The sequence below is a fragment of the Symploca atlantica LB2515 genome, from assembly GCF_052546295.1.
In genome coordinates, this window is record NZ_JBQWMT010000001.1 from 1 (window position 1) to 21,131 (window position 21,131).

The 21,131-nt window shown below is 44.4% G+C and carries 22 protein-coding genes; 6 read left to right on the forward strand and 16 right to left on the reverse strand.

Translation table 11 applies throughout. From position 1 onward, the window contains the following. Positions 1-75 precede the first annotated feature (75 nt). The gene (locus ACT7WV_RS00005) at positions 76-1,482 is read right to left on the reverse strand and encodes a hypothetical protein (RefSeq protein WP_445100911.1); all 1,407 of its coding nucleotides are present in this window, start codon (positions 1,480-1,482) and stop codon (positions 76-78) included. A gap of 408 nt (positions 1,483-1,890) precedes the next feature. Here ACT7WV_RS00005 and ACT7WV_RS00010 point away from each other — a divergent pair, with 408 nt between their 5' ends. After that, the gene (locus tag ACT7WV_RS00010) at positions 1,891-3,276 is read left to right on the forward strand and encodes a GH1 family beta-glucosidase (RefSeq protein ID WP_445100912.1); all 1,386 of its coding nucleotides are present in this window, start codon (positions 1,891-1,893) and stop codon (positions 3,274-3,276) included. A gap of 31 nt (positions 3,277-3,307) precedes the next feature. On the opposite strand, the gene ACT7WV_RS00015 is transcribed toward ACT7WV_RS00010, so the two are convergent. Further along, on the reverse strand, positions 3,308-4,405 hold the full coding sequence (locus tag ACT7WV_RS00015; RefSeq protein ID WP_445100913.1) for a peptidoglycan-binding domain-containing protein: 1,098 nt from the start codon (positions 4,403-4,405) through the stop codon (positions 3,308-3,310). Between the two features lie 483 nt (positions 4,406-4,888). On the opposite strand from ACT7WV_RS00015, the gene ACT7WV_RS00020 reads away from it, so the two are divergent. Next, a complete protein-coding gene (locus tag ACT7WV_RS00020) occupies positions 4,889-5,560 on the forward strand; it encodes an SH3 domain-containing protein (protein ID WP_445100914.1) in 672 nt (223 codons plus the stop codon). 73 nt (positions 5,561-5,633) lie between these two features. On the opposite strand, the gene ACT7WV_RS00025 is transcribed toward ACT7WV_RS00020, so the two are convergent. The 11 genes from ACT7WV_RS00025 to ACT7WV_RS00075 all read right to left on the reverse strand — a co-directional run bounded on the left by ACT7WV_RS00025 (position 5,634) and on the right by ACT7WV_RS00075 (position 12,685). Further along, the gene (locus ACT7WV_RS00025) at positions 5,634-5,810 is read right to left on the reverse strand and encodes a hypothetical protein (protein ID WP_445100915.1); all 177 of its coding nucleotides are present in this window, start codon (positions 5,808-5,810) and stop codon (positions 5,634-5,636) included. Between the two features lie 376 nt (positions 5,811-6,186). Beyond that, positions 6,187-6,660, reverse strand: coding sequence for an SH3 domain-containing protein (locus ACT7WV_RS00030; protein ID WP_445100916.1), 474 nt, complete (start codon positions 6,658-6,660; stop codon positions 6,187-6,189). A gap of 91 nt (positions 6,661-6,751) precedes the next feature. Then, positions 6,752-8,266, reverse strand: coding sequence for an AAA family ATPase (locus ACT7WV_RS00035; RefSeq protein ID WP_445100917.1), 1,515 nt, complete (start codon positions 8,264-8,266; stop codon positions 6,752-6,754). An 82-nt stretch (positions 8,267-8,348) separates the two neighbouring features. Next, the gene (locus ACT7WV_RS00040; protein ID WP_445100918.1) at positions 8,349-8,852 is read right to left on the reverse strand and encodes a YceD family protein; all 504 of its coding nucleotides are present in this window, start codon (positions 8,850-8,852) and stop codon (positions 8,349-8,351) included. A 142-nt stretch (positions 8,853-8,994) separates the two neighbouring features. Next, complete coding sequence (locus ACT7WV_RS00045; protein WP_445100919.1) at positions 8,995-9,486, reverse strand: Jag family protein; 492 nt, start codon at positions 9,484-9,486, stop codon at positions 8,995-8,997. Positions 9,487-9,488: 2 nt separating this feature from the next. Beyond that, positions 9,489-10,646 (reverse strand): membrane protein insertase YidC, encoded by a 1,158-nt coding sequence (gene yidC / locus ACT7WV_RS00050; protein ID WP_445100920.1) that lies wholly within the window; start codon positions 10,644-10,646, stop codon positions 9,489-9,491. 51 nt (positions 10,647-10,697) lie between these two features. Further along, positions 10,698-10,919 (reverse strand): hypothetical protein, encoded by a 222-nt coding sequence (locus ACT7WV_RS00055; protein WP_445100921.1) that lies wholly within the window; start codon positions 10,917-10,919, stop codon positions 10,698-10,700. Between the two features lie 68 nt (positions 10,920-10,987). Further along, positions 10,988-11,380, reverse strand: coding sequence for a PH domain-containing protein (locus tag ACT7WV_RS00060; RefSeq protein WP_445100922.1), 393 nt, complete (start codon positions 11,378-11,380; stop codon positions 10,988-10,990). Further along, on the reverse strand, positions 11,352-11,774 hold the full coding sequence (gene rnpA / locus ACT7WV_RS00065; protein WP_445100923.1) for a ribonuclease P protein component: 423 nt from the start codon (positions 11,772-11,774) through the stop codon (positions 11,352-11,354). Before rnpA ends, ACT7WV_RS00060 begins: the two co-directional genes overlap by 29 nt. Positions 11,775-11,835: 61 nt before the next feature. Then, entirely contained in the window at positions 11,836-11,973 is a 138-nt protein-coding gene (gene rpmH / locus ACT7WV_RS00070; protein ID WP_445100924.1) for a 50S ribosomal protein L34, read from the reverse strand. A 172-nt stretch (positions 11,974-12,145) separates the two neighbouring features. Continuing rightward, complete coding sequence (locus ACT7WV_RS00075; protein ID WP_445100925.1) at positions 12,146-12,685, reverse strand: DUF2808 domain-containing protein; 540 nt, start codon at positions 12,683-12,685, stop codon at positions 12,146-12,148. Between the two features lie 342 nt (positions 12,686-13,027). Here ACT7WV_RS00075 and ACT7WV_RS00080 point away from each other — a divergent pair, with 342 nt between their 5' ends. From ACT7WV_RS00080 to ACT7WV_RS00095, 4 genes are all read left to right on the forward strand, one after another. Beyond that, a complete protein-coding gene (locus tag ACT7WV_RS00080) occupies positions 13,028-13,315 on the forward strand; it encodes a hypothetical protein (protein ID WP_445100926.1) in 288 nt (95 codons plus the stop codon). Between the two features lie 1,018 nt (positions 13,316-14,333). Further along, entirely contained in the window at positions 14,334-15,479 is a 1,146-nt protein-coding gene (locus ACT7WV_RS00085) for a Re/Si-specific NAD(P)(+) transhydrogenase subunit alpha (protein ID WP_445100927.1), read from the forward strand. 88 nt (positions 15,480-15,567) lie between these two features. Continuing rightward, positions 15,568-15,861, forward strand: a complete 294-nt coding sequence (locus tag ACT7WV_RS00090) for an NAD(P) transhydrogenase subunit alpha part 2 (RefSeq protein WP_445100928.1) — start codon at positions 15,568-15,570, stop codon at positions 15,859-15,861. Then, a complete protein-coding gene (locus ACT7WV_RS00095; protein WP_445100929.1) occupies positions 15,858-17,267 on the forward strand; it encodes an NAD(P)(+) transhydrogenase (Re/Si-specific) subunit beta in 1,410 nt (469 codons plus the stop codon). Before ACT7WV_RS00090 ends, ACT7WV_RS00095 begins: the two co-directional genes overlap by 4 nt. A gap of 96 nt (positions 17,268-17,363) precedes the next feature. Here the strand turns inward: ACT7WV_RS00095 and ACT7WV_RS00100 are convergent, their stop codons facing one another. From ACT7WV_RS00100 to ACT7WV_RS00110, 3 genes are all read right to left on the reverse strand, one after another. Next, positions 17,364-18,899, reverse strand: coding sequence for a serine/threonine protein kinase (locus ACT7WV_RS00100; protein WP_445100930.1), 1,536 nt, complete (start codon positions 18,897-18,899; stop codon positions 17,364-17,366). Positions 18,900-19,124: 225 nt separating this feature from the next. Continuing rightward, positions 19,125-19,589 carry a hypothetical protein gene (locus tag ACT7WV_RS00105; RefSeq protein ID WP_445100931.1) on the reverse strand — a complete coding sequence of 155 codons (465 nt, stop codon included), beginning with the start codon at positions 19,587-19,589 and terminating at the stop codon, positions 19,125-19,127. 255 nt (positions 19,590-19,844) lie between these two features. Further along, positions 19,845-21,044, reverse strand: a complete 1,200-nt coding sequence (locus ACT7WV_RS00110; RefSeq protein ID WP_445100932.1) for an anhydro-N-acetylmuramic acid kinase — start codon at positions 21,042-21,044, stop codon at positions 19,845-19,847. Positions 21,045-21,131 lie beyond the last annotated feature (87 nt).

Genomic DNA, 21,131 nt, shown 5'->3' on the forward strand with positions numbered 1-21,131 from the left:
TCATCCCGATTATCGAATTTTATAAAGTAGCGAGGCTGCTAAGTCGCAGCTTCGCAGCAAACAATGCATAAAAAACTAGCTTACGGGATGATACTGTTTTAACTTTACTGAGTAAACCCAAGCAATACCATCTGGATCCTTGCTACCAGTCCATTGGGCAAACTCAGATTTAGACATCTGATTTTTCTTTCTTCTAAAGGTACTTCTAGGCACTTTCAGTCTTTCACTAAGCGATGTCTGCGTCAATACGAAAGAAGTGGCAGAGTCGTTGGTAGAAGTTTGACTCTCTGTGGAGGCAGAGTCGGTCTTTTTCTGAGTAGGCTGTGATGCTTTTTTTTGTTTTTGACGGTTTTCCTTTTTTTGTAAAAGTTTGACTGACCAAAGGTTTCTTCCTTGTACCCCTTTCTTCACATAGTCGATGCTATACTTCACTCCATCGATTAATACCTCTATTGGCAGGTTGCCTTGTTGTTTCCCTCGGTTGAGCTGACCTGTAGTTAGTCCGCAAAACTGAACAACTTCTGCTGTGGTCATGAGCTTGACCTTTTCCCGTGTAAGTTCTTGAGGTCTCTCTACAGCTAGGGCTGTCTCTTGGGTTTTAGGTTGTTCTTTCAGGGTTTTGCTTGCAGACTTAGTGTCTGTCGCTAATTCTTCTATCGCCTCATCCAATTGAGGTGTATCTGTTTGTACCTTTGATTGCTTTTTAGTTGACTTAGTAGCTAAGACAGTCTCACTATTACAGTTATTAGTCCCTTTAAGGGAATTCTCTAAAGGTAATAGTGCCTCAAGAAATGGTCTACAGTTTTCTGTCACGAACTGGTGGGTTAACTCTAGTTCCAACCACTTCTGGAAAAATCGGTGGCATCGGTGTTTAAAGTAATCTTTGAATGAATCATAAATTTTGTTACCTTCTACCCAGTGAGAAGTTTTGTATACCTCTTTTTCTTTGATAATTCTCAATAGGGGGTAACAGACAACTAAAGCTGTTTCAATGCTGTGGATACACATGCTTACCCATTTATCTGCAAAGGCAGCTTTTGCTTCGTCATTGTCGAGTTCTTGGAAACGACTGAAGACATAGGATACGTTGGCAGGTACTTCCCAGCCGTAGAAAAGATCGGCAGCTTCACCACCACCGTAGATGGCGTCATCTGGTTGCCTAGGTGTTGGAGTTAGTTGAAGAGACGAATTGGGTTTTATTCTGTGATCAGAACTAGGTTTGCTCAGTTCTTCTTCTACGAGTGCTAGTCTGGCTGCCAATTCATCGATGCGTTTTGTCAGAGCAAAAGCTAAGCTACTGTCGGTTTCAGGTTCTCTGGCTTGAGCAGAAGCTTCCCTTTGTGCTAACTCAAGGTAACTTTCCATAAGAGTGACAATCGCACTCGATAAAGACTTGATTTTATGCTTATCCTGGAAGGCTTTTAGCTGTTTGTGGGCATCAGGCGGCACAGAAATTGACAGTTTAGTATTTTGGGTAGCCATTGGTTTTATCTCGATAACTTCACTAGTACAACCTGGTAGAAATAAACCACCAATTAAAAATCAGTTGGGGTACAGATAACCACTTGTGCAATTAATGAAAAATTTCTGTGGACGTAAATTAGCCTTAAAGTACTATTAATTGAGCATATTTAAAACACTAATTGCCACCTGAGGAAAATACTCCTAGTAAATTTGTAGTTTTGCTAATCCCTAAGCTTTACAGGACAGCCACGTCTTTTGGCATCCAGGGAGAGAGGTACACTATGCCTATGTACTTAGTAGCACGACAGCAAACTTTGATAAGACATTCCTTCAACTGAGAGTTAGTCCTAAACCCTGACCATTAAAAATCTTGCTTACCTAGATATCGTTAAACCAAATTTGCATTTCACCAGAAGGGGTCTTTGAGTGAATAGCCGTCCGAACAGTTACCAATTCTCGGAAAATTTTTGGTGGGGTGCTGCCACTGCCTCTTACCAGATTGAAGGAGCAGTAAACGAAGGAGGGCGTAAACCTAGTGTTTGGGACACCTTCAGTGCCACTCCTGGACGCGTTCTCAACGGTGATACTGGTGCGATCGCTTGTGACCATTACCATCGCTATCCACAAGACGTGCAGCTGATGGCACAATTAGGTATTAAGCACTATCGCTTTAGCATTTCTTGGTCGAGAATCATGCCTGACGGTGTTGGTCAAGTTAACCAACAAGGAGTTGATTTCTATAAGCGTCTGGTTGATAACTTACTCAGTTACGGCATTACCCCTCACGCCACTCTCTTTCACTGGGACTCTCCCCAAGCACTAGAAGAATTATATGGTTCTTGGCAGAGTCGGCAGATGTCTTTTGATTACGCTGACTACGTTATGGCTGTTGTTAGTCGGTTAGGCGATCGCATTACTAACTGGATGACAATCAACGAAATTCCCTGTTTTACTCACATGGGCTATGCTCTTAACCAAGAACCGCCTCATGCCCCAGGCAAGCGTGTTAGCTTAGCCAAACAAGTGTGGCAGGCTTCTCACCACGCTTTGCTGGCTCATGGTTTGGGAGTTCAGGCTATCCGTGCGGCGTCAACGGTTCCCTGTTCTGTGGCCCTAGTAGATAACTTTGCCGTAACAGTTCCGATTAATGAGTCACCCGTCCATGTCGCAGCAGCAAAACAGGCTTTCCCTAGCTGTGGTCAAAATGGTGGCATCGTTTTTCCTGCCCTCACTGGTGCCTATAGTCCAGTGCTGCTAGAACAATTGGCAGCAGATGCACCGGATATCCAAGAAGGTGACTTGCAGGTAATTCATCAGCCTTTGGATGTCTTTGGTTTTAATGTCTACTCTGGTACTTATGTTAGAGCTGCTGATAATCAATTAGGGTACGAGTTTCTCAGCTTTCCTCCGGGCTACCCTAGGTTGCACATGCCTTGGTTAAATATCCTACCTGATTCTCTTTATTGGGGCATTCGTCATCTGAGTGAGACAGTAGGGCGTCCCGATTTGCCAGTGTTGATCTCCGAGAATGGCTGTGCCGCCCAAGATAGAGTGAATGCCCAGGGCGAGGTAATTGATACTGATCGTATTATGTACCTGCGAGAACACTTGCGGGCAGCTCATCGCGCTGTGAGTGAGGGTTATCCTTTGAAAGGATATTTCCTCTGGAGTTTAATGGACAATTTTGAGTGGGCTTGCGGTTATGAACGGCGCTTTGGTCTGATCTATATTGATTACCCGACACAAAGACGCATTCCTAAAGCCAGTTTCGATTGGTACAAAGAGTGTATCAAAAGTAACCGGGTAGTGTGAGGAGGGGTAATTGGGTCATGCCGCGAGTGTCTTACTGGAAATACTCTACCCGTGCATCGAGTCCCCGGGCCCGCAGTGCATAGGAAAGACTCTCGGCTTCATAGCGGTTGTCGAAGGAACCGGCGTTAACATAGTTACCTCGGAGCAAACTCGCCAAAAAAGCATTTCTTATATACTGCCGAACTTGAGAGAGGGTTTCGTAATCACGAACTGGTACAATCACCACGTAACGATTCTGCTCATCAACACCATAGATTCCCAAGGCTGCCAGAGTCCTGGCATCAGCAATGCCGTTACCGTATAAACGATAGGTTCTCTGAAACCGCCTCAGAGCTACCTCGGTTTGACTACCAAATATCCCATCAATCGGACCTGGGTTAAAGCCTCTTCTACGCAGTTCTTCCTGAAGCTTCTTGACTGCTGGGCCGCGATCGCCTCTTCGTAAAACAACTTCGTCTACAGAGGTAGGATAGTTAGGGGCTGTCTGGCGATACTTACGAATTGGCTCACCAACCGGATATTCACGCTCACGAAAATCAGAATTAGGATACTCATTAGAGTCTCCAAAGGGTGTTATGGATTCTTCTGAGTAAGCCTGAGGGGGGGGCAGAGTGTTGAAAGATTGCCAGGTTACTTGTCCTGGTGAAGCTAAAGTTGGTCCCCCAATCTGAGGCGGGGGCAGAGTGTCGAAAGTCTGTAACTGCTGCTGCCTTGCTTGAGTCACAGATGAATCAGCAAATAGTGCAGCTTCGGTTTGTTCCCCAACAACACCATCAGCCAGTAGCCCAGAATCTTCCTGGAACTTTTTAACTGCGTTCTCGGTTATTTCGCCAAAAAAGCCCGTTGGTTGCTCATTAAAATATCTCAGTTCCCGCAGACGCCGCTGAACTTCAGTAACTTCTGAACCTTTAGTACCTCTTTTGAGCAGTTCCTGTGCTGAGGCTTCGCCCGCCGTTCCTAAAATGCCGAGGATGACAACCAGTGACAACAAATAAATCCGTGCATGGCTAGCAAGCTTTTGCTCACTAAGTCGTGCAAAAAGTTTCTTCACCTCCAGCATTAAAACTGGAGTGGGTTCTGTTGGGTTCTCGTCGGCTAGAGCAAGATGAAGATAGACAAGTATTTCCATAGTCTTTCTGAGCAATTTTCCCCGCTAGTTTATCAAGCGAAGGCAACGTATTGTAGACTTATTTGAAAGTTAAAACAGCTCTGAAGCTACGATACAGGTTCATTTAAGAGCTATAGCTTGATTTTGACGGCCTGGGATTTTAAGTTTTAGCAATTTTTTCGATTACTACTCAACCCCTTAAAGCCTGTCCAGTCCCTACGGCGAGGCACAATCTCCCCATTGCTCAGTATTGGAATAGAGACTAAGGAGTTAAAAAGCCTTCCCTCTGGCAAATGTACCTAGCGAAGGTTCCGGAAAATACAGTGTTAGTACGGTAGATCTGACATTATATCTGGCAATCCAGGTTTAATTTACTACTAATTAGCCTAATAAATTACCTTCAAAGAATCATACTAACTATATAACGTATGGGTAATTTTGTAGGGTAATTATTTAACTGAAAAGATATTAAGATACTGACACATTGAGAGGAGGGTTAAAATCATGAAAAAGACGAGCCACTGGGGCAAGCCAGTCGCTCTCTTGGCTTTATTGTTGAGTGCTGTAAGTGGTCTTAAAGCTACCGCTACTGTTGTTAATAGCGCTACTTTAGCCAATACGATTCGGCAATCAGAAGTAATCCTATCTCAGACGGGGGATAACTTTGAGTTGGCACGCAGGCTAGTAGCTAAATGCCGTGCTGCTAATAGGTCGATGTTTATCTATCAAGATCGTTCGACTACTAATCCAATTAGAGCATTACAAATAAAAGAACGGGTCACTCTTGCAGAACAAAGTAGTAGGGATGGTTGGATAGCAGTCAGTTCACCCGTCAGCGGATTTGTCTGGTCAAGAAACCTTACATCTTGTTCTGACGTGGTAGAGGAAGAGTCTTTTAAACCAACAGAGGAGTATGAGGAAAATTTACCACGAGGATTGTGCCGACGAGTAAGATACGAACTCCCAGAAGGTTTAGTTATCCGGAAAAAACCCAACTCCTACTCCCCCAGGATTGGTGGGGTATTTCCTGGAGAGTGGGTTGCCCTCAGCAGTTCTCCCCAGTTTAGTTTAGATAGCGAAGGACGAGAATGGGTTGAGCTCCAATCCCCTCAAATGGGATGGGTTTCCAACGGCTTTCCTAAACTAGGAGATATCAACCTCGAAGCCTGTTACTGATAGTTAGTTCAAGACAATGCCATATTAAGCACTCCGCCCAGTTTAGCCGGGGGCGGAGTTTGAGGATCAATAGTTAAATCAGTCCAAAACGGACACACAATAGGGCAACCAGGGCAGAAAAAGCAGTAATTGCCAAAGCAACAAAGGGGTTTTGACCTTGACTCACGGCAAAGGATGTTACGATTCCAGCACCTAAAGCAGCTGTGATAGCTCCTCCTATTAGGTCTTGGTTAGAGTTATTTTTGTACATTGCTGTTATCCGTAAGTAAGGTTGTTAAGTAATTTAATCGATAGTTATACAAACTACCATTTCTACTTAACTTGCTTTTTACTTACCGATAATTTTGTAACCAAGATTAAACTTTAGCTATCTTTCTTAACAGTAATGAGAATAATTTTGAATAGGTTAGTCTGTAAGCTAGTAAAAGTTTCCCTCTAAAACTTAAATTTTGGCGATTCTTTATAAAATTTTAGACAAGGAAATTTAACTATCGTCCTAGCCTGGGAAATTAAACATCAGGAAGCCGTCTTAGTTTCTTGATGCTGTTATGGAGGACTTCCTGATTCTTAATCATTGATTAATCTTATGAAAAGAGTATACTTTTCTTGTGAAATTTTGATTTTTGTTAATTATCAACTCGTCGAACGTTACCTGCCTTGACCCAGCCTTGTTGTTCTCCATCTGCCAAGCGTACTTGTTGCCATTTTTGATCGTCGCTTTTCTTCAAGATGATTACTTCCTGATCGTAGGCAACACCACCGATGCGGTTAGCCTCTAAACTAGGTGCATCGCGAAGACTCAACCCTTCTGGCCAGGTAACGACAGCTTGATAAGTTCCGGGTGCCAACTTTTGCTCTGGTGGCTTACTAGGAGTAGCCTTAGCTTGCTGAGTTTGAGATGGAGGCTTATTCGGAGAACTAGCTGGCTTGGCAACTGGTGACTCTTGAGGAACTTCCTCGGCAAAGATTGGTTTGGCGGGGTTGGCAGAAAGTTTAGTAAAGAAATAGTAGGCAGTGGCGGCCCCACTCCCCACTAGTAGGGAGATGCCGATGATCACGCCGACGATAAATTGAGCAATACCTGAAAAAGACAAACTCATAAGGAGTTGTTATTTGTTGCTAATAAGTCAAGATTCTACAAGGAAAATTTTAACTCGGTTAACCAACAACAACTCAGCTAATAACTAACTATTACGGTCGTTGACGCTGAATACGGCTACTCAAAAGGCTGTCTTTAGAAGCCATACGTGCTTTGCCAGCAGCAGCCCAGCCTTGTAAAAATTGGATCTGTTCTTCGGCAGTCCGAGCCAAAGGAATAATTTGGCTAGCTGCTGCCAAGATATCATCAGTAGTAAAGTCTCGGTTTTGGCTGAAGCCAATATGCATGGCTTCAATCAGAGTCTGCTCGATTTCTGCTCCAGAAAAGTCTGGGGTTTCGTTAGCTAATCGGCATAAATCATAAATCTTTAAGTTGTGAGGCCGCAATCGAGATAAATGTAGCTCGAAAATTGCCTTACGTTCCTGCTCGCTTGGTAAATCGACAAAGAAAATTTCGTCAAAGCGACCTTTACGCAGCATTTCTGAGGGTAAAGCTTTGACGTTATTGGCAGTAGCAACAACAAAAACTGGCGACTTCTTTTCCGCTAGCCAGGTGATGAAGGTACCAAAGACACGACTACTAGTCCCAGCGTCTCCTTTGGAATCGACTCCAGAAAAAGCTTTATCAATTTCATCAATCCACAGAATACAGGGTGCTAAGGCTTCTGCTAGCTGAATCATCTGCCGAGTACGGGATTCTGATTCTCCCACTAAGCCACCGAAGAGACGCCCTACATCTAAACGTAGCAAGGGTAAGTGCCAGTGATGAGCGATCGCTTTTGCCGTTAAAGATTTTCCAGTTCCCTGAATTCCCACTAATAGCAAGCCACGGGGGTAAGGTAAACCGTACTGTCTAGCCCGTTCTGAAAAGGCACCACCACGCCGCAGTAGCCAGTCTTTGAGGTTATCTAAGCCGCCAATGTCAGAAATTTTTTCCGCTGTTGAGTAAAACTCTAAGATTTGTGTCTGACGAATCGATTGGCGTTTTTCTTCCAGAATCAGTTCTACATCTTCTGGTTGAATTGCACCGTGGAAAGCGACTGCACGGGCGAGAACTCGACGAATCCTTTCTAGAGAAAGACCTTGACAAGAGCGTACTAACTCATCAGTTACTTTGTCGTCTAGAGATTTCCCTGTAGAGGCTAGTAAACGTCCGATTTCGGTTTTGATCTCTGAGGCGTCGGGAAGGGGAAATTCCAAAACTGTTAGCACTTCCGTCAAGTCGGCAGGTACACAGACGGATGGTGCAACTATAACAATGTTTTTGGGCTGCGATTTGAGGCATCGTGACAGATTTTTGAGTTTTCGGGCAACCGATATATCTTCCAAAAATCGATGAAAATCTCTCAATATAAAAATAGCAGCGGCTCTGTCAGCTACTTTTTCCACAAATTCTAAGGCTTGCAATGGATTTCGACGTCCAAAACCTTTGTCGTTCGGGTTTCCCTGATACCCGTCAACAAAATCCCAGATATAAACAGCGCGAGACCCCAAGCGTTGTGCCGCCTGAGTGATTACTGCTTCTACTCGCTCTTCTTCAAGGGTCGGAATGTAGACCAAAGGATAGCGAGCCCTTAAAAGCAGCTCGAACTGTTCATTAAAATTCATGGTACACAGGGGAATTAAAAATTAAATTAAGTATTGAGAAAATATTGCGATCTCAATATTTTCTTGAGCGATAACTCCCGACTTATCCAGAGAGTTGTTGCTTGATACTTTCCAATGCTTGCCAACGCCGATCTTTTGGTGATTCGCTACCGTCATCAGTAGCAGGGATTCCAGCACACTGCTTGCCACACAGCTTACGTAGGGGAATCGCCAAACAAAGTTGCTCGTACAGCCAGGTTTCAGGCTGAAAATATCCCTGTGGTGGCAGCATTTCCACTAAATCTTCCAGCAGAATCTCCCGCTCCAGCGGCCCATCATCTGGTTGGTTTACCGATTCATCTAACCAAATAAGTTCCGACGTATCAATCGCTAAACGGTGATTATACTGTCGTAAACAGCGGTCGCAAACCAGGGTTACAATTGCGGCTCCTTGGGCAGAAACTTCGAGGTAATTTCCTTGGTGCTTTACTTGCAGGCGTCCTCGCACGGCGGTTAGTGTTTCTAGGCCTGCAAGACGTTGATTAATCTCCATTACCTCAGTCTGCTCTGGTAGCTTGAGCAGAGAAGGAATATAAATCGCTTCCATGATGCTAATCCCGTCCTTTGAATGACTCAGTACAGTAGGGTTTTTCCCGAATGGTACTACCTCACCCGGCTCTACTAAGGCTCATGAGTACACTAGCAACTTTTTCTACTGGTTGAGCTAATTGCCAGAGACACAAAGTGTTTCAGCGCCGACGTACAATAAGACGGCGATCTGGCTCTTGTCCCTGAGAGTAAGTTTCTAAGTCTTCCCACTCCTTGAAAAAGGTATGAACTTGACGCCGTTCAGCTGAAGATAAAGATTTTAGTTCCATTTCTTGTCCTGTCTCCCGCACTTCTTGAGCCGCTTGAGCAGCTAGTGCTTGGAGTTCGGCTTGACGTCGAGTTCTGTAGCCATCGAGCTCGATTGTGTAGGCAGCTTGCTGCTCCTGATCTTGGCTCAAATTCAGGATGGAATTAGCCAAGTACTGGAGAGCATCGATCACGGAACCTTTGGGCCCAATCAAGGTTTGAATTTGCTCTACAGTCAGTGGTGTTTGGTCAATTGTCAACCAGTAGCTTGTCCTATCCTCTTGGAGTTCCTTAACGTCTGTTGCCTCAACATCGGCAGGCAATCCCGCTAAGCGCATGATTTCTGCAAGCCATTGCTGACCCCTCTGCCTTGGCTGATCGTTCATAACTAACTTGAAGCCTTTTTCTTGGAGCGTTTTGGCTCAAAAGGCAACGCCTCTCGAAGTGGTTCGCCGGATTTTACTTTTTCTTCTGTTTCCTGCTGTTCTACCATCTTCTGAATGTTTTCCGGTAAAGGTTCTCGCATCAGAATAAAGGTCTGGATAGTCTGAAACATGTTGGCTATTGCCATGTACATCAACACACCAGCAGGTAATGGGAAGAAGAAGAACATCCCACTAAACAAAACTGGGGTAATTTTATTGATCGCTTGCTGTTGTGGCTGGGCATTCGTGGCATTCTGACCAGAGAGAGTCTGGTTGATGTACAAACTAATACCGAAGAAAAGAATCATGCCAACAATATCCCAGTGGATATTGCCATCATCATCAAAGGCACCGACTCGTCCTAAGGCATCAATGAACAGGAATCCTCTATTGGTAGCTAGCCCAGGAATGGTTCCCTGAAGGGTAACTTCCCCTGGAAGCAAAGCTTCAAATGTCCCATCTTCGTGCAGCAATAGACGCTCTTCGCCTTTGGTTACCTTCCACTTAGGGATGATTTCTGTATCCGGATACTCACCCAGCACTTGTTCTAGGGTTTTGCCTTCAACAGTTTGAAACTCCACTTGAGTTTTCTCGCCTACTACTAAACGATTACCGGCGGGAAGCAAAGCGGCAACTGGGGCATGAACACCATCTGCAAGGTAAATATTTTGAGGCTTCGTGGAAAAAGCTTGGGGTTGAATGAGCTCAAGCTGTTCTCTGGGGAAAATTTGGAGATTGATGTCGTAGTTGATGTTAGAAAACGGTGACCCCCGTAAGGTAGCAAATAGAGCAAACAGAATTGGCATTTGTAACACCACTGGCAAGCAGCCAGCTAACGGATTACCAAATTCTTTGAAGAGCTTGCCCATCTCTTCCTGCTGTTTAGTAGGATCCTCTTTGTATAGTTTCTGAATTTCTTCTTGCCGCTTTTTCATCAGCGGTTGGGTAATTCGCATTCGCCTCATGTTGCGAATGGAGCCAGCATTTAAGGGAAAGAGGGCAAAGCGAATTACCAGGGTCAGCGCCACGATGGCTAGACCGTAACTGGGCACAATCCCGTAAAAGAAATCCAGGATTGGCAACATGACGTTGTTGGAAAGAAAGCCGATACCAAAATCCATTCGTATTACAGTTAATCTAGGCGCTCGTGAACTTTTCTGAATCTAATCTATCTAAGTATTTGTCCAAATGCGAGGCTGGTTATCCGTAAGACGCCAGCCAATCAGCGCTGTTGTCTCCAAGTTTCCTCGTTCTGGTGGCAGAGTTTGAGTTAGCTTAATTGTTGAGACGAACTTAATGACCACCCACAAGATAAAGCCTACAATGTAGAATTCCCAATTCTTCAAGCGGCAGGTGTGATAGCTACTTAAGCTTGAGAATTGGGTATTGACCACTCTCACTCAAAGCACCACAGAATAATTAGGGCAGATAGAGAGAAGACTGAACTTGGGGTAATAAAGAGCTAGCTCTTTATCGCATTGATGCTTTTGCCTGTTTTTTCTGCTGCTTTTTGGGCAATGTGGTCGTAGATTTCGCGAAATCTCGGAAGAGAGCGCAGTTCTAAGCGGCTACCGTCTCTGAGAGTAACAACAATATCTCCCCAAGCACCCAAGCCACGGGGAACTTTGATGATTTTGGCAACTTCTGAATATATAACGTCTGTACGGTCACGTCCTTGCCAACCACCAGTTACAGATATTCGGCGGTCAGTAATGCGATAGCGCAGCCACAAGGCTCGCACAATTGCACCTATTGTCAAAGGCAAGCAAATCACTGTAAAACCCAACAAAATATTGATTATTAAATCTCCTGGGTGGGGACCGCCTTCATAAATCGCTTCCTCTTTTATGCCCATTGAGCACCTCTGCTGCTACCAACAATTGCTCTAATTCTCGCAAAAATTGCGCATAATCGCACTCTTGGGCTCCTAGTTTAACTACCACCACCAATTGCCAGTCTGGTGATAGCCTTGGCAAGAGCTGTTTTATAGCCGCCCGAATTTGCCGTTTAATACGATTGCGAATCACTGCCTTCTTACTAACTTTTTGGCTAATTGATATGCCAATCTGAGTAGAAGACTTATTGTTTTGAGTTTTTATCAAGGGAGTTTTTGGAGACGATGCCCCTAGAGCCACAGGACGCATTAGACCCCGTAAAGTCAGATAACGCCCTGAGCGACGAATTCCCCTCTGGTAAACTGCTTGAAAATCTCGTCTGTGCCTAAGTCGATTGGCTTGAGGCAAGGCCATAAAAAACTCCTAGTATCTGACCAGCCAGATACTCGCTGTGGCTTGCTAAGGAAAAGCAGAACTACACAGAGAGACGATAACGACCCCTGCTTCTGCGGGCTTTGATAACGGCACGACCGTTCTTAGTCCGCATCCGGGCGCGAAAACCAGACTTTCTTTTTTGTTTGCGGCTAGTGCCGTGAAGAGTACGCTGAGTCATACGAGGTTACTTCAAAGAGGCAATTATAAACTTACAAAAACAGTCACGATCCATTAGGATAGCATCTCAAGGGTAATTTCAACTCAAACTGCTATTTAGATAATCACCCTCAAAAACTTTATCTTTGTGGCTTCTCTCCTGCTACTTTAACCAGGTGAGAAGTCAAGGAATATTAATTATTACCAATAGTCAAAATCCATGTGCCGATATAACGCGGTAGTGGAACATCGCCGGGTGACATGGCTCTACACTCAAAGTAATAAGTTCCACCAAAACGCGGATTCTTGACGTTAGATAGTACTAATTCCACCTTATTCCCCGCAAGAATTGGCTCTTGCAAGTAAATCTGAATTCGGTGGTACTCTTTATCCCACTTCACCTCAGATAGCGGAACTGCTTCTCCCTCAACACGCACTTCAATTTCTTCTTCATCAAACTTACCATCATAATAGTCGGGATAATTAACTGTGAACTGTGAAACTCCCAATTCCATTTTTTGGGAAGGAATCCTCAGCCGATAGCGATCCCAATTACCAGGGCGGCCACCAAAATCCAAGTAATAGCGCAGCAGGTTTTCCCGTTCAACACCGCTAAAGATGGTAAGTCCGGGGTTACTCTGAGCCCAGCTACCCACTGAAAAGCCAGTGATTAAACAACCGGTAACCGCCACTGCAGAAATAAAGCGTCTCACAAAAGATTTGGTTGACAACATGTACCAGCTCCTCTCGCTCTAGGGTATTGAAGTTCTTTGCTAAACTTTAGCGTCTCTGACTCTAGTCAATTTGAACCATAGAGAATGCTCTCTAGGCGGTGACGTTAAGGCTTCGTGAAAAGTGCCACCACGGATGGAGATATTACCATCTATCAGGGTTAAAAGTTAATCAATTATTCAGCCTTGCCTCAATTCCTGGAAAACGATTCCCCGCTATCAGATTTCAACAGCAAGCAAAACCTGCAACCTGTCAATTGAAATGTGGTATAAATCTTATCGCTAAGGTTCCCAATTGAGCTATAATTATTAAAATTTTATTAAAGCTGATTACTGAATTTGCTAATGTATCGAAATCACCATGCCTTAAAAATCTCTGGCTTCAAAGCTTTACCTGTCAAAGAAGGCTGGAAGTGGCATATTACATTTCTCTACGGTGGAGTAGTCTTTTCTGAGGAGGAATACCCCACAGCAGAAACAGCACTGGAGGTTGGTAAAACTTGGATTAAGACAGAAGCTGCATTCAACGCTCTCAATCAGACCCTTTCTGAATTGTACGGCTCGCAGAGTATTACACAAAAAGAATACCGCAACTTAATGGCATCTTTCATAGAAATTACAGACCACCGCTGAGCTAGATAAGTTACAACCAGTGTTCGAGCATTTTCCCCTTTTGACCCCGCTGATGGTCAAAAGGGGAATTTATACTTAAAAAAGATTATGATCAGGCTAATTCACCAGTAACTAGTCAAAAGTGTGTCCCTCAGACTCAATCAACACAAACTATTGGGAAGTTCATTCTTGGATAAAGCCTGATTAAACTTGTTTAACTAATATTAAAAACAAGAATATTGTCACCCCAAGGATAGGGAAAATTAAAACAATTGCAAAAAAATGCAAACAAGTATTAATAGTAGTTACAAAGCAAAAATTAAATTATAACTACTTAATTTATACTTTAAATTTACAGAGGTTATATTGGCTGAGATTAAACTCTCGCCTAATACTAAATATTAAAGAGGGTGGATGATATTAAACAGGGTGGATGAGTGCTGCTGATTACTCTCCTGGGAAAGCAGATGTATTTCCAGTCTAAACGAGGGCTAATGGTGGAATGCAAGTTTTACTCAGTGAGTGAAACTGCAGCTTCTGGTTCCAAGGTGGCAGCAGATAACAGAGATGGCAGAGTCCAAAATTTACGGGGATAAAAAAATGAATTCCTAAGACATGTTAAAAATACCTCTCTACAAGCAGAATCAACACTAATAATATTCAGAAGGTTATATGTAGCGAAAAGATTCTCTCAACGGGTATCAAGTTTTATTCCGTCGGTACAAATTTTGCTAAGCGGTGCGTGTTTTTGCCTCAATCAACATTTACACCCCGACAAACCAAATATTAAGTAGGTTATTGACGGGATTTTAGATATCTCATTAGATAATGTTCAGGGTTGGTTCTGCGGTGGTCAGAGTGAGTATAAGTACTGAATATTACTCTGTAAAAGGCAATCTGTAGAAAATCCAGCAGCAGGTTTTCTCGGCAACAGGCAAGCAAACGCTGCTATTGTCTGGGTTGCCCTTTCATCTCAAAAGATTAAAAAGATTCAGATCCATCCCTAGTAATTTTTCTGGTTTATCACTAAGGAGTGTTCATGAAAATAGCGGTTGCTAAAGAAATTGAAGTGGGTGAACGTCGAGTTGCCCTGATCCCCGACATAGTTGGTCGTTTAGTTAAACAGGGCTTAGAAATATGGGTAGAAGCTGGTGCAGGAGAAGCGTCATTTTTTAGTGATGAAGCCTACGAATCTGTTGGTGCCAAGATTATTTCTGACACAGCCAGTTTATGGAGTCAGGCAGATATCTTACTCAAGGTAGGCGTACCCAAAGAACAGGAAGTTGATCTGATGTCCGAGGGGAGTGTCTTGATTAGCTTCCTTAACCCTTTGGGTAAGCCAGAAATTGCACAGCGTCTAGCTTCTCGGAAAGTTAAAGCCTTTAGTATGGAGCTGATTCCTCGTACTAGCCGTGCTCAGAGTATGGATGCTCTCTCCTCTCAGGCAGGAGTAGCCGGATATAAGGCTGTACTGATTGGGGCGGCGGCATCACCGAAGTTCTTTCCCATGTTGACTACTGCTGCTGGTACCCTAAAGCCAGCAAAAGTGTTTATTATGGGCGCAGGCGTTGCCGGTTTACAAGCGATCGCAACTGCTCGACGCCTAGGTGCTGTAGTTGAAGCTTTCGATATTAGACCAGCAGTTAAGGAAGAGGTACAAAGCCTCGGAGCCAAGTTTGTTGAGGTAAAACTTGAAGAAGAAACCGTCGCCGCTGGTGGCTACGCTAAAGAAATATCTGAGGATGCCAAAAAGCGCACTCAGGAATTAGTAGCCGAACATGTTAAGCAAGCCGACGTCGTGATCACAACGGCTCAGGTTCCTGGTAGAAAAGCTCCCGTACTAGTCACAGAAGAAATGGTGAACAGTATGAGTCCTGGTGCTGTAATCGTTGATCTCGCAGCTGAGCAAGGCGGAAACTGCGCTCTCACTGAACCGGGCAAAGATATCCAGCGCGACGGCGTGATGATTATTGGACCGATTAATTTGCCTTCCTCTCTACCAGTACATGCCTCTCAGATGTACGCCAAAAACATTTCTACCTTTTTGCAGTACATGCTTAAAGATGGTGAGCTGCAACTGAACTTTGAAGACGACATTATTGGCAGTACCTGCGTTACCTGCGATGGTGAGATTCGCAATCAAAGAGTAAAGGATGCTTTGACTCAAGTCAGCACAACTGTATAAAACCCGGTATCTCCTCAGAGAGACTTGCTGGTCTCCCATCCTGTCTACAGATATTGTCTCTAGTAAATGACAAGGAGTCTATCAGTCTATGACAACAGCATTAATTGCCAGTTTTTTTGTCTTTGTCTTGGCGTCTTTCGTTGGTTTTGAAGTGATCAACAAAGTGCCGCCAACTCTCCACACCCCCTTAATGTCAGGCTCAAACGCCATTTCCGGCATTGCCGTAATTGGGGCATTAATTATCGCTGGTCCTAAAGAATCCAATCTTACGGTGATTTTGGGCTTAATTGCCGTGGTGTTGGCAACTGTCAACGTAGTCGGCGGTTTCCTCGTCACTGATCGGATGTTGCAAATGTTCAAGAAAAAAGAGGTGAAGGCATGAGCGACTTTTTGCCTACTGGAATTCAGCTGACTTATTTAGTCGCGGCATCTTTATTCATTGTTGGTCTCAAAAAGCTGGGTTCACCAGCAACAGCCAGGAACGGCAATTCAATGGCAGCAGTAGGAATGCTGCTGGCGGTAGTAGCGACGCTGCTAGATCAGCATGTTTTGAACTACCAGATGATTATGCTGGCGATCGCGATTGGTTCAGTGATTGGTGCGATTACTGCTCAAAAAGTGGCAATGACCGACATGCCTCAAATGGTTGGCATACTCAACGGTTTGGGCGGCGCAGCATCGGCGCTAGTTGCCGTGGGGGAATTTTGGCGCTTACTGAGCTCTCCTGAAGAATCTATACCTCTGGATGCCACGATTACCGTAATACTTGGCGTCTTGATTGGAGGGGTCACCCTTACCGGATCTTTTGTCGCGTTTGCTAAATTACAAGGTCTTATTAGTGGAAAGCCACTGACATTTCCCCTCCAGCAGCCCTTCAATGCTCTGCTATTGATTAGCTTTTTAGCCTGTAGTGGCTATCTGTTGGTAACGCCAGAAAATACCACCGTCTTCCTGGCAATGGTTACTATTTCATCGGTATTGGGGATTTTGTTTGTCATCCCCATCGGTGGTGGTGATATGCCAGTAGTCATCTCATTACTCAACTCTTTATCTGGTTTAGCTGCCAGTGCCGCCGGTTTTGTAGTGATGAACAACATGCTGATCATTGCGGGTGCTTTGGTCGGTGCCTCCGGATTGATTCTGACCGAAATTATGTGTAAGGGAATGAACCGTTCACTCCCCAATGTACTCTTTAGTGCTTTTGGCGGCGGTTCTACTGGCGGTGCTAGTGGTAGCAGTGCTACTGCTGAGGACAAGGTGGTACGTAGCATCGGTTCTGAAGAAGGGGCAATGATGCTCGGTTATGCCCGTAATGTAGTTATTGTTCCAGGCTACGGTATGGCAGTAGCTCAAGCGCAACACTCAGTGCGTGAGTTAGTTGACCAACTCGAAAGACTGGGCGTTGAAGTGAAATACGCAATTCACCCAGTTGCAGGTAGGATGCCAGGACACATGAACGTGCTTTTGGCGGAGGCTAATGTGCCTTATCCTCAACTATATGATATGGATGATATCAATCCCCAACTGGAAGAGACAGATGTCGCCCTGGTGATTGGTGCTAATGATGTAGTCAATCCAGCAGCCCGCACTGATACTGGTAGCCCCATTTACGGGATGCCAATTCTAGAGGTAGACAAGGCTAAGCACACTATTGTGATTAAGCGCGGTATGAGTGCAGGCTTTGCTGGCGTTGATAATGAACTGTTTTACAAAGATAAAACCATGATGCTGTTTGGCAGTGCCAAAGATATGGTGGCGCAGCTAGTTTCGGAAGTAAAGCAGCTCTAAGGTAAAAGTTACAAGTTAACCAATTTAAGATTGAAGGTTGAAGATAATTTGCTTTAGCCTTCAATTTTTTATTTTGCTAACCTTCCACCCCAATCTTCATTCTGAAATGTCAGTGGGATAATCTGTATTAACAGCTTCGAGCTTCATCAGAATCTTCGGCTTGAGCTTTTCGTACTCCTGCTTAAGTATCCTTCTACTCATATGGGGTTGAGCAGCAGAGAGTAATGCGCTGCTAGTGGTTGCCCACTCTCTCAACCTTTGACGTTGGACAGAAGCAATTGTAGAGGTCATCACAGTGTTGCAATGCTCTGGCTCCGATAGGGCAAAGAATAATAAACGGTAGTAGCCAGCTTCTCCCAACAGCCTAACCATTTTCTGTCCGAGAACTGTTTTGAGGTCTAAGTAGCAGGGAAGCCAACGAGCACCGTGTTCACGGTTATGGAGGGCGGTAATCCAAAGCACCATTGGATGGGGTGACATCACGCACAAAAATTGATTGTAGCGGGTGCTAACTTGACGGTTCTGAATGTCCTGTTTTGCTAGCATCACCCAGAGAGTAGCTAAAAATTCCTCGCTCCGACGCATTATGTGAGGAAAGACAATTGATTTTTGAGGCTTATCCTTCGGCCAGGAAGTCCGCCGACAAATTTCATCTGCTGAGGGTTCACGGGATTGTAACGGTTCAGATGAAATTGGCGATTTCTTGAGTACTTCGCCAATTTTGTGACCTAATTCCATACCCGGTTTAAGACTATCCTCTATTGACCTCAAAGTTCTGAGGATTTCTACGACACTTTCCGGACGATCCTCTGGCTGTTTTGCCAGACAATTTATTACTAAATTTTTTAGTGCCTTGGGTAGTTTTCGTTCTGGCTTGACTGATTCAAAGGATCTAGGCGGCAGTTCATGGTGAGCTTTGTACCAACCGCCAAAAGAACGCGTTTCTCCCAAGATTGGCATCTCACCAGTAAGCATCTCAAACATCATCACGCCTAGACTATAAATGTCAGAGCGTTTATCTAGTTCTTTGCCCTCCATTTGTTCTGGAGAACAGTAAGCCAGAGTACCCATAAACGAGTGAGTCTGATCGCTATCGGACTGGAGAAGCTTAGCCACCCCAAAATCAAGAATTTTGACCAACTCACCTAAAGAACTGTCTTGAATGAGAAGAATGTTGCTCGGTTTAATATCACGGTGAATAATTGAGGAGAGTTTACCTTGAAAAACAATGCCTTGGTGAGCATGCTGTAGCCCGGAAGAGATTTGGCAGGAAACTTTTAAAAATCTCACCAGACTTAGAGGTTGTTGTCGAATCACCTGGCTTAAGCTCTGACCTTGCAGGTATTCCATGACGTAGAAGGGGACGTCATTCTCATCGACACCGTAGTCCCTAACTTTAACAATGTGAAGACTTTTTTCACCCAGTAGTGCTGAAATGGTGGCTTCTCGCTCAAAGCGGTCGCGCATTCTCTCATTGAGTAATGTCTGGGAGAGGAACTTAATGGCAACGATTACACCTCCCAACAGCATATCTTTGGCCTGATAAACCCTACCCATAGCGCCTTGACCTATCAACTCAACAAGTTGATAGCGATTGGCTAGTAAGCGACCGGTGTTAGGGTCTGTAGTCATGACTTAGTGAGGAAGAACTGGGAGCCTTTGTGGTCTACACCTATTGCTCAATTTTGCAACTTCGGAGAATTCTTAACTGGAAAATCTGAAAAAAAGCCAAAATCCTAGTAAGTAGACTGGTAGTCTTATGAAACTTAACAGTTGCCCTTCTCTTGCATTGCAGCGAAAAAAAAGCTAACCAGCAGCAGTATTTGCTGCCTAATCAAGTTCAACTCACCCTAATGTCTATATTGAAGAATAGGGTGATTCTATCTGACGCTCCAATGTTGCCTCCATGACGCTAGTCATGTAATGACCCGCCATGATGCTACCAGAGAGGTAGTAGGTGTTTTCATCAAGCTGATGACGGGTCTCGAAACCGCTGCGTCGTTGGCGATCATTTAATACCCAGTAGCGTTGCACGATCAATTCGGGAGTTACCCAGCCTTCGCCCTCGACACGACCTAAGACACTGTGCTGTAAAACAAAGGCGTACTGTCGCTCTCCACGATCAAGATGCCCCCGATACTGAAAAGAAATATCTTCGCGATCGCTTTTAGGAAAAGCTAGCCTGGTGACTATCGTAAACCAGTTTTCCCGACCCCAGTCAACGATCGTATTACCGATGACGGTTGTCGGCATAGATCGGCGCTCGATCCAATTTCCTTTGAGTTTCCAGCGTCCTGCCTCCATTAAGAAGGTGTGAGCCACAATGTTAACCTTTGCCTAGTTATCGAACATTTTCCTTTCATTATCCTTACCAACTTTAGCTATTAGCCGAAGCTAATCGGTATCAGTGATCAAGATCAAAATAAAAGGCGGTAAGTCATGTATAAGTATAACTGTAATGCTTTGAAGCTCCCCAATCCCTTTAAAGGGGAATGCGTTGCTTATTGGTAGCAGGGGTATTGTTTCTTATGGAACCAATAATAATTCTGCTGGTGAAATCCCTGACGAGCAGCTAGTCTAACAGTGAATGCTGATAGGGGAAAAGATATTTCCTAGTAAAGTTGCTATTTTAGCTCCAGTAACTTGGGGTAAATTGCCGCTAATGCCGAGATTGCGCCAATAAGCTAAAACAGCAATAGCGATCGCCTCTTTGAAATCAGCGTTAACCCCAGCCTGATCAGTCGTTAATACCGGAACCGGAGCTAGTAAAGCTTGCAAACGTTGCTTTAGGTAAAGATTACGGCTACCGCCACCACACAAGAATACTTCATCGGGCATCTGAGGTAAAAAGCAACGGTAGCTATGCATGATCGAGGTGGCAGTAAGTTCTGTCAACGTTGCCAAAGTATCAGCTTGTGTGAGGTTATGAGTTGAGCTATCTGCTAAACACTGCTTAAGATAAGCTACTCCAAACAACTCCCGTCCTGTAGACTTTGGCGGTGGTGCTTGGAAAAAATCAAGGCTGAGCCACTTTTGTACTAACGCATCGCACTTAGTTCCGCTAGCAGCCCAACTACCATCTTGATCATAGGTTTTTCTGCCATCGGTAAAATGCTCTACTGCCAAATCCAAGAGGGCATTACCCGGACCTGTATCCCAGCCCCAGACTCTCTCTAACCAGTTGCCTTGACGTGCTGGCAGATAAGTAACATTACCGATACCACCGACATTTTGGATACACCTGTGCTGGGTAGGAGAAGAGAGCAAATAGGCATCCACCTTTGGCACAATCGGCGCGCCTTCTCCTCCAAGAGCAATGTCAGCCAAACGGAAATTACTAATAGTTTTAATACCAGTTAACTGGGCAATCACCTCTCCTCGGCCTAACTGAAGACTATATGCCAGGCTAGTTAAATATCCTAACTTAGATGCAGTTTTTTGCTGTACATCTTCGACTTTTAACTTCTTGGGTTTGTGGTAAACAGTTTGACCGTGGGAACCAATGAGTTCAGCTGGAGAGCGGTTAATTTGAATTTTCTGGGCAGCTAAGGCGAATTCTGAAGCGATCTGATCATCCAATGTCGCTAACTCTGCTACTGAGAGAGCTTCCCCTGCACAGACTTTCAAAATTTGCTCTCTTAATGCCACTGGGTAGGTCAAGGTTTGACCCGCTAGTAACTCAACTTCTAAATCGACTTCACCTCCAGTAATTTCTACTAAGGCAGCATCAATGCCATCTACCGATGTCCCGCTCATTAAACCAATTACGCGAACCATAGTGATGAAGAAGAAAATTATTTATTTGCGGCTATTAAGAGTCTACAGGAATAGCCATAAGCCGATTTCTACTCACCAACTTTAAAG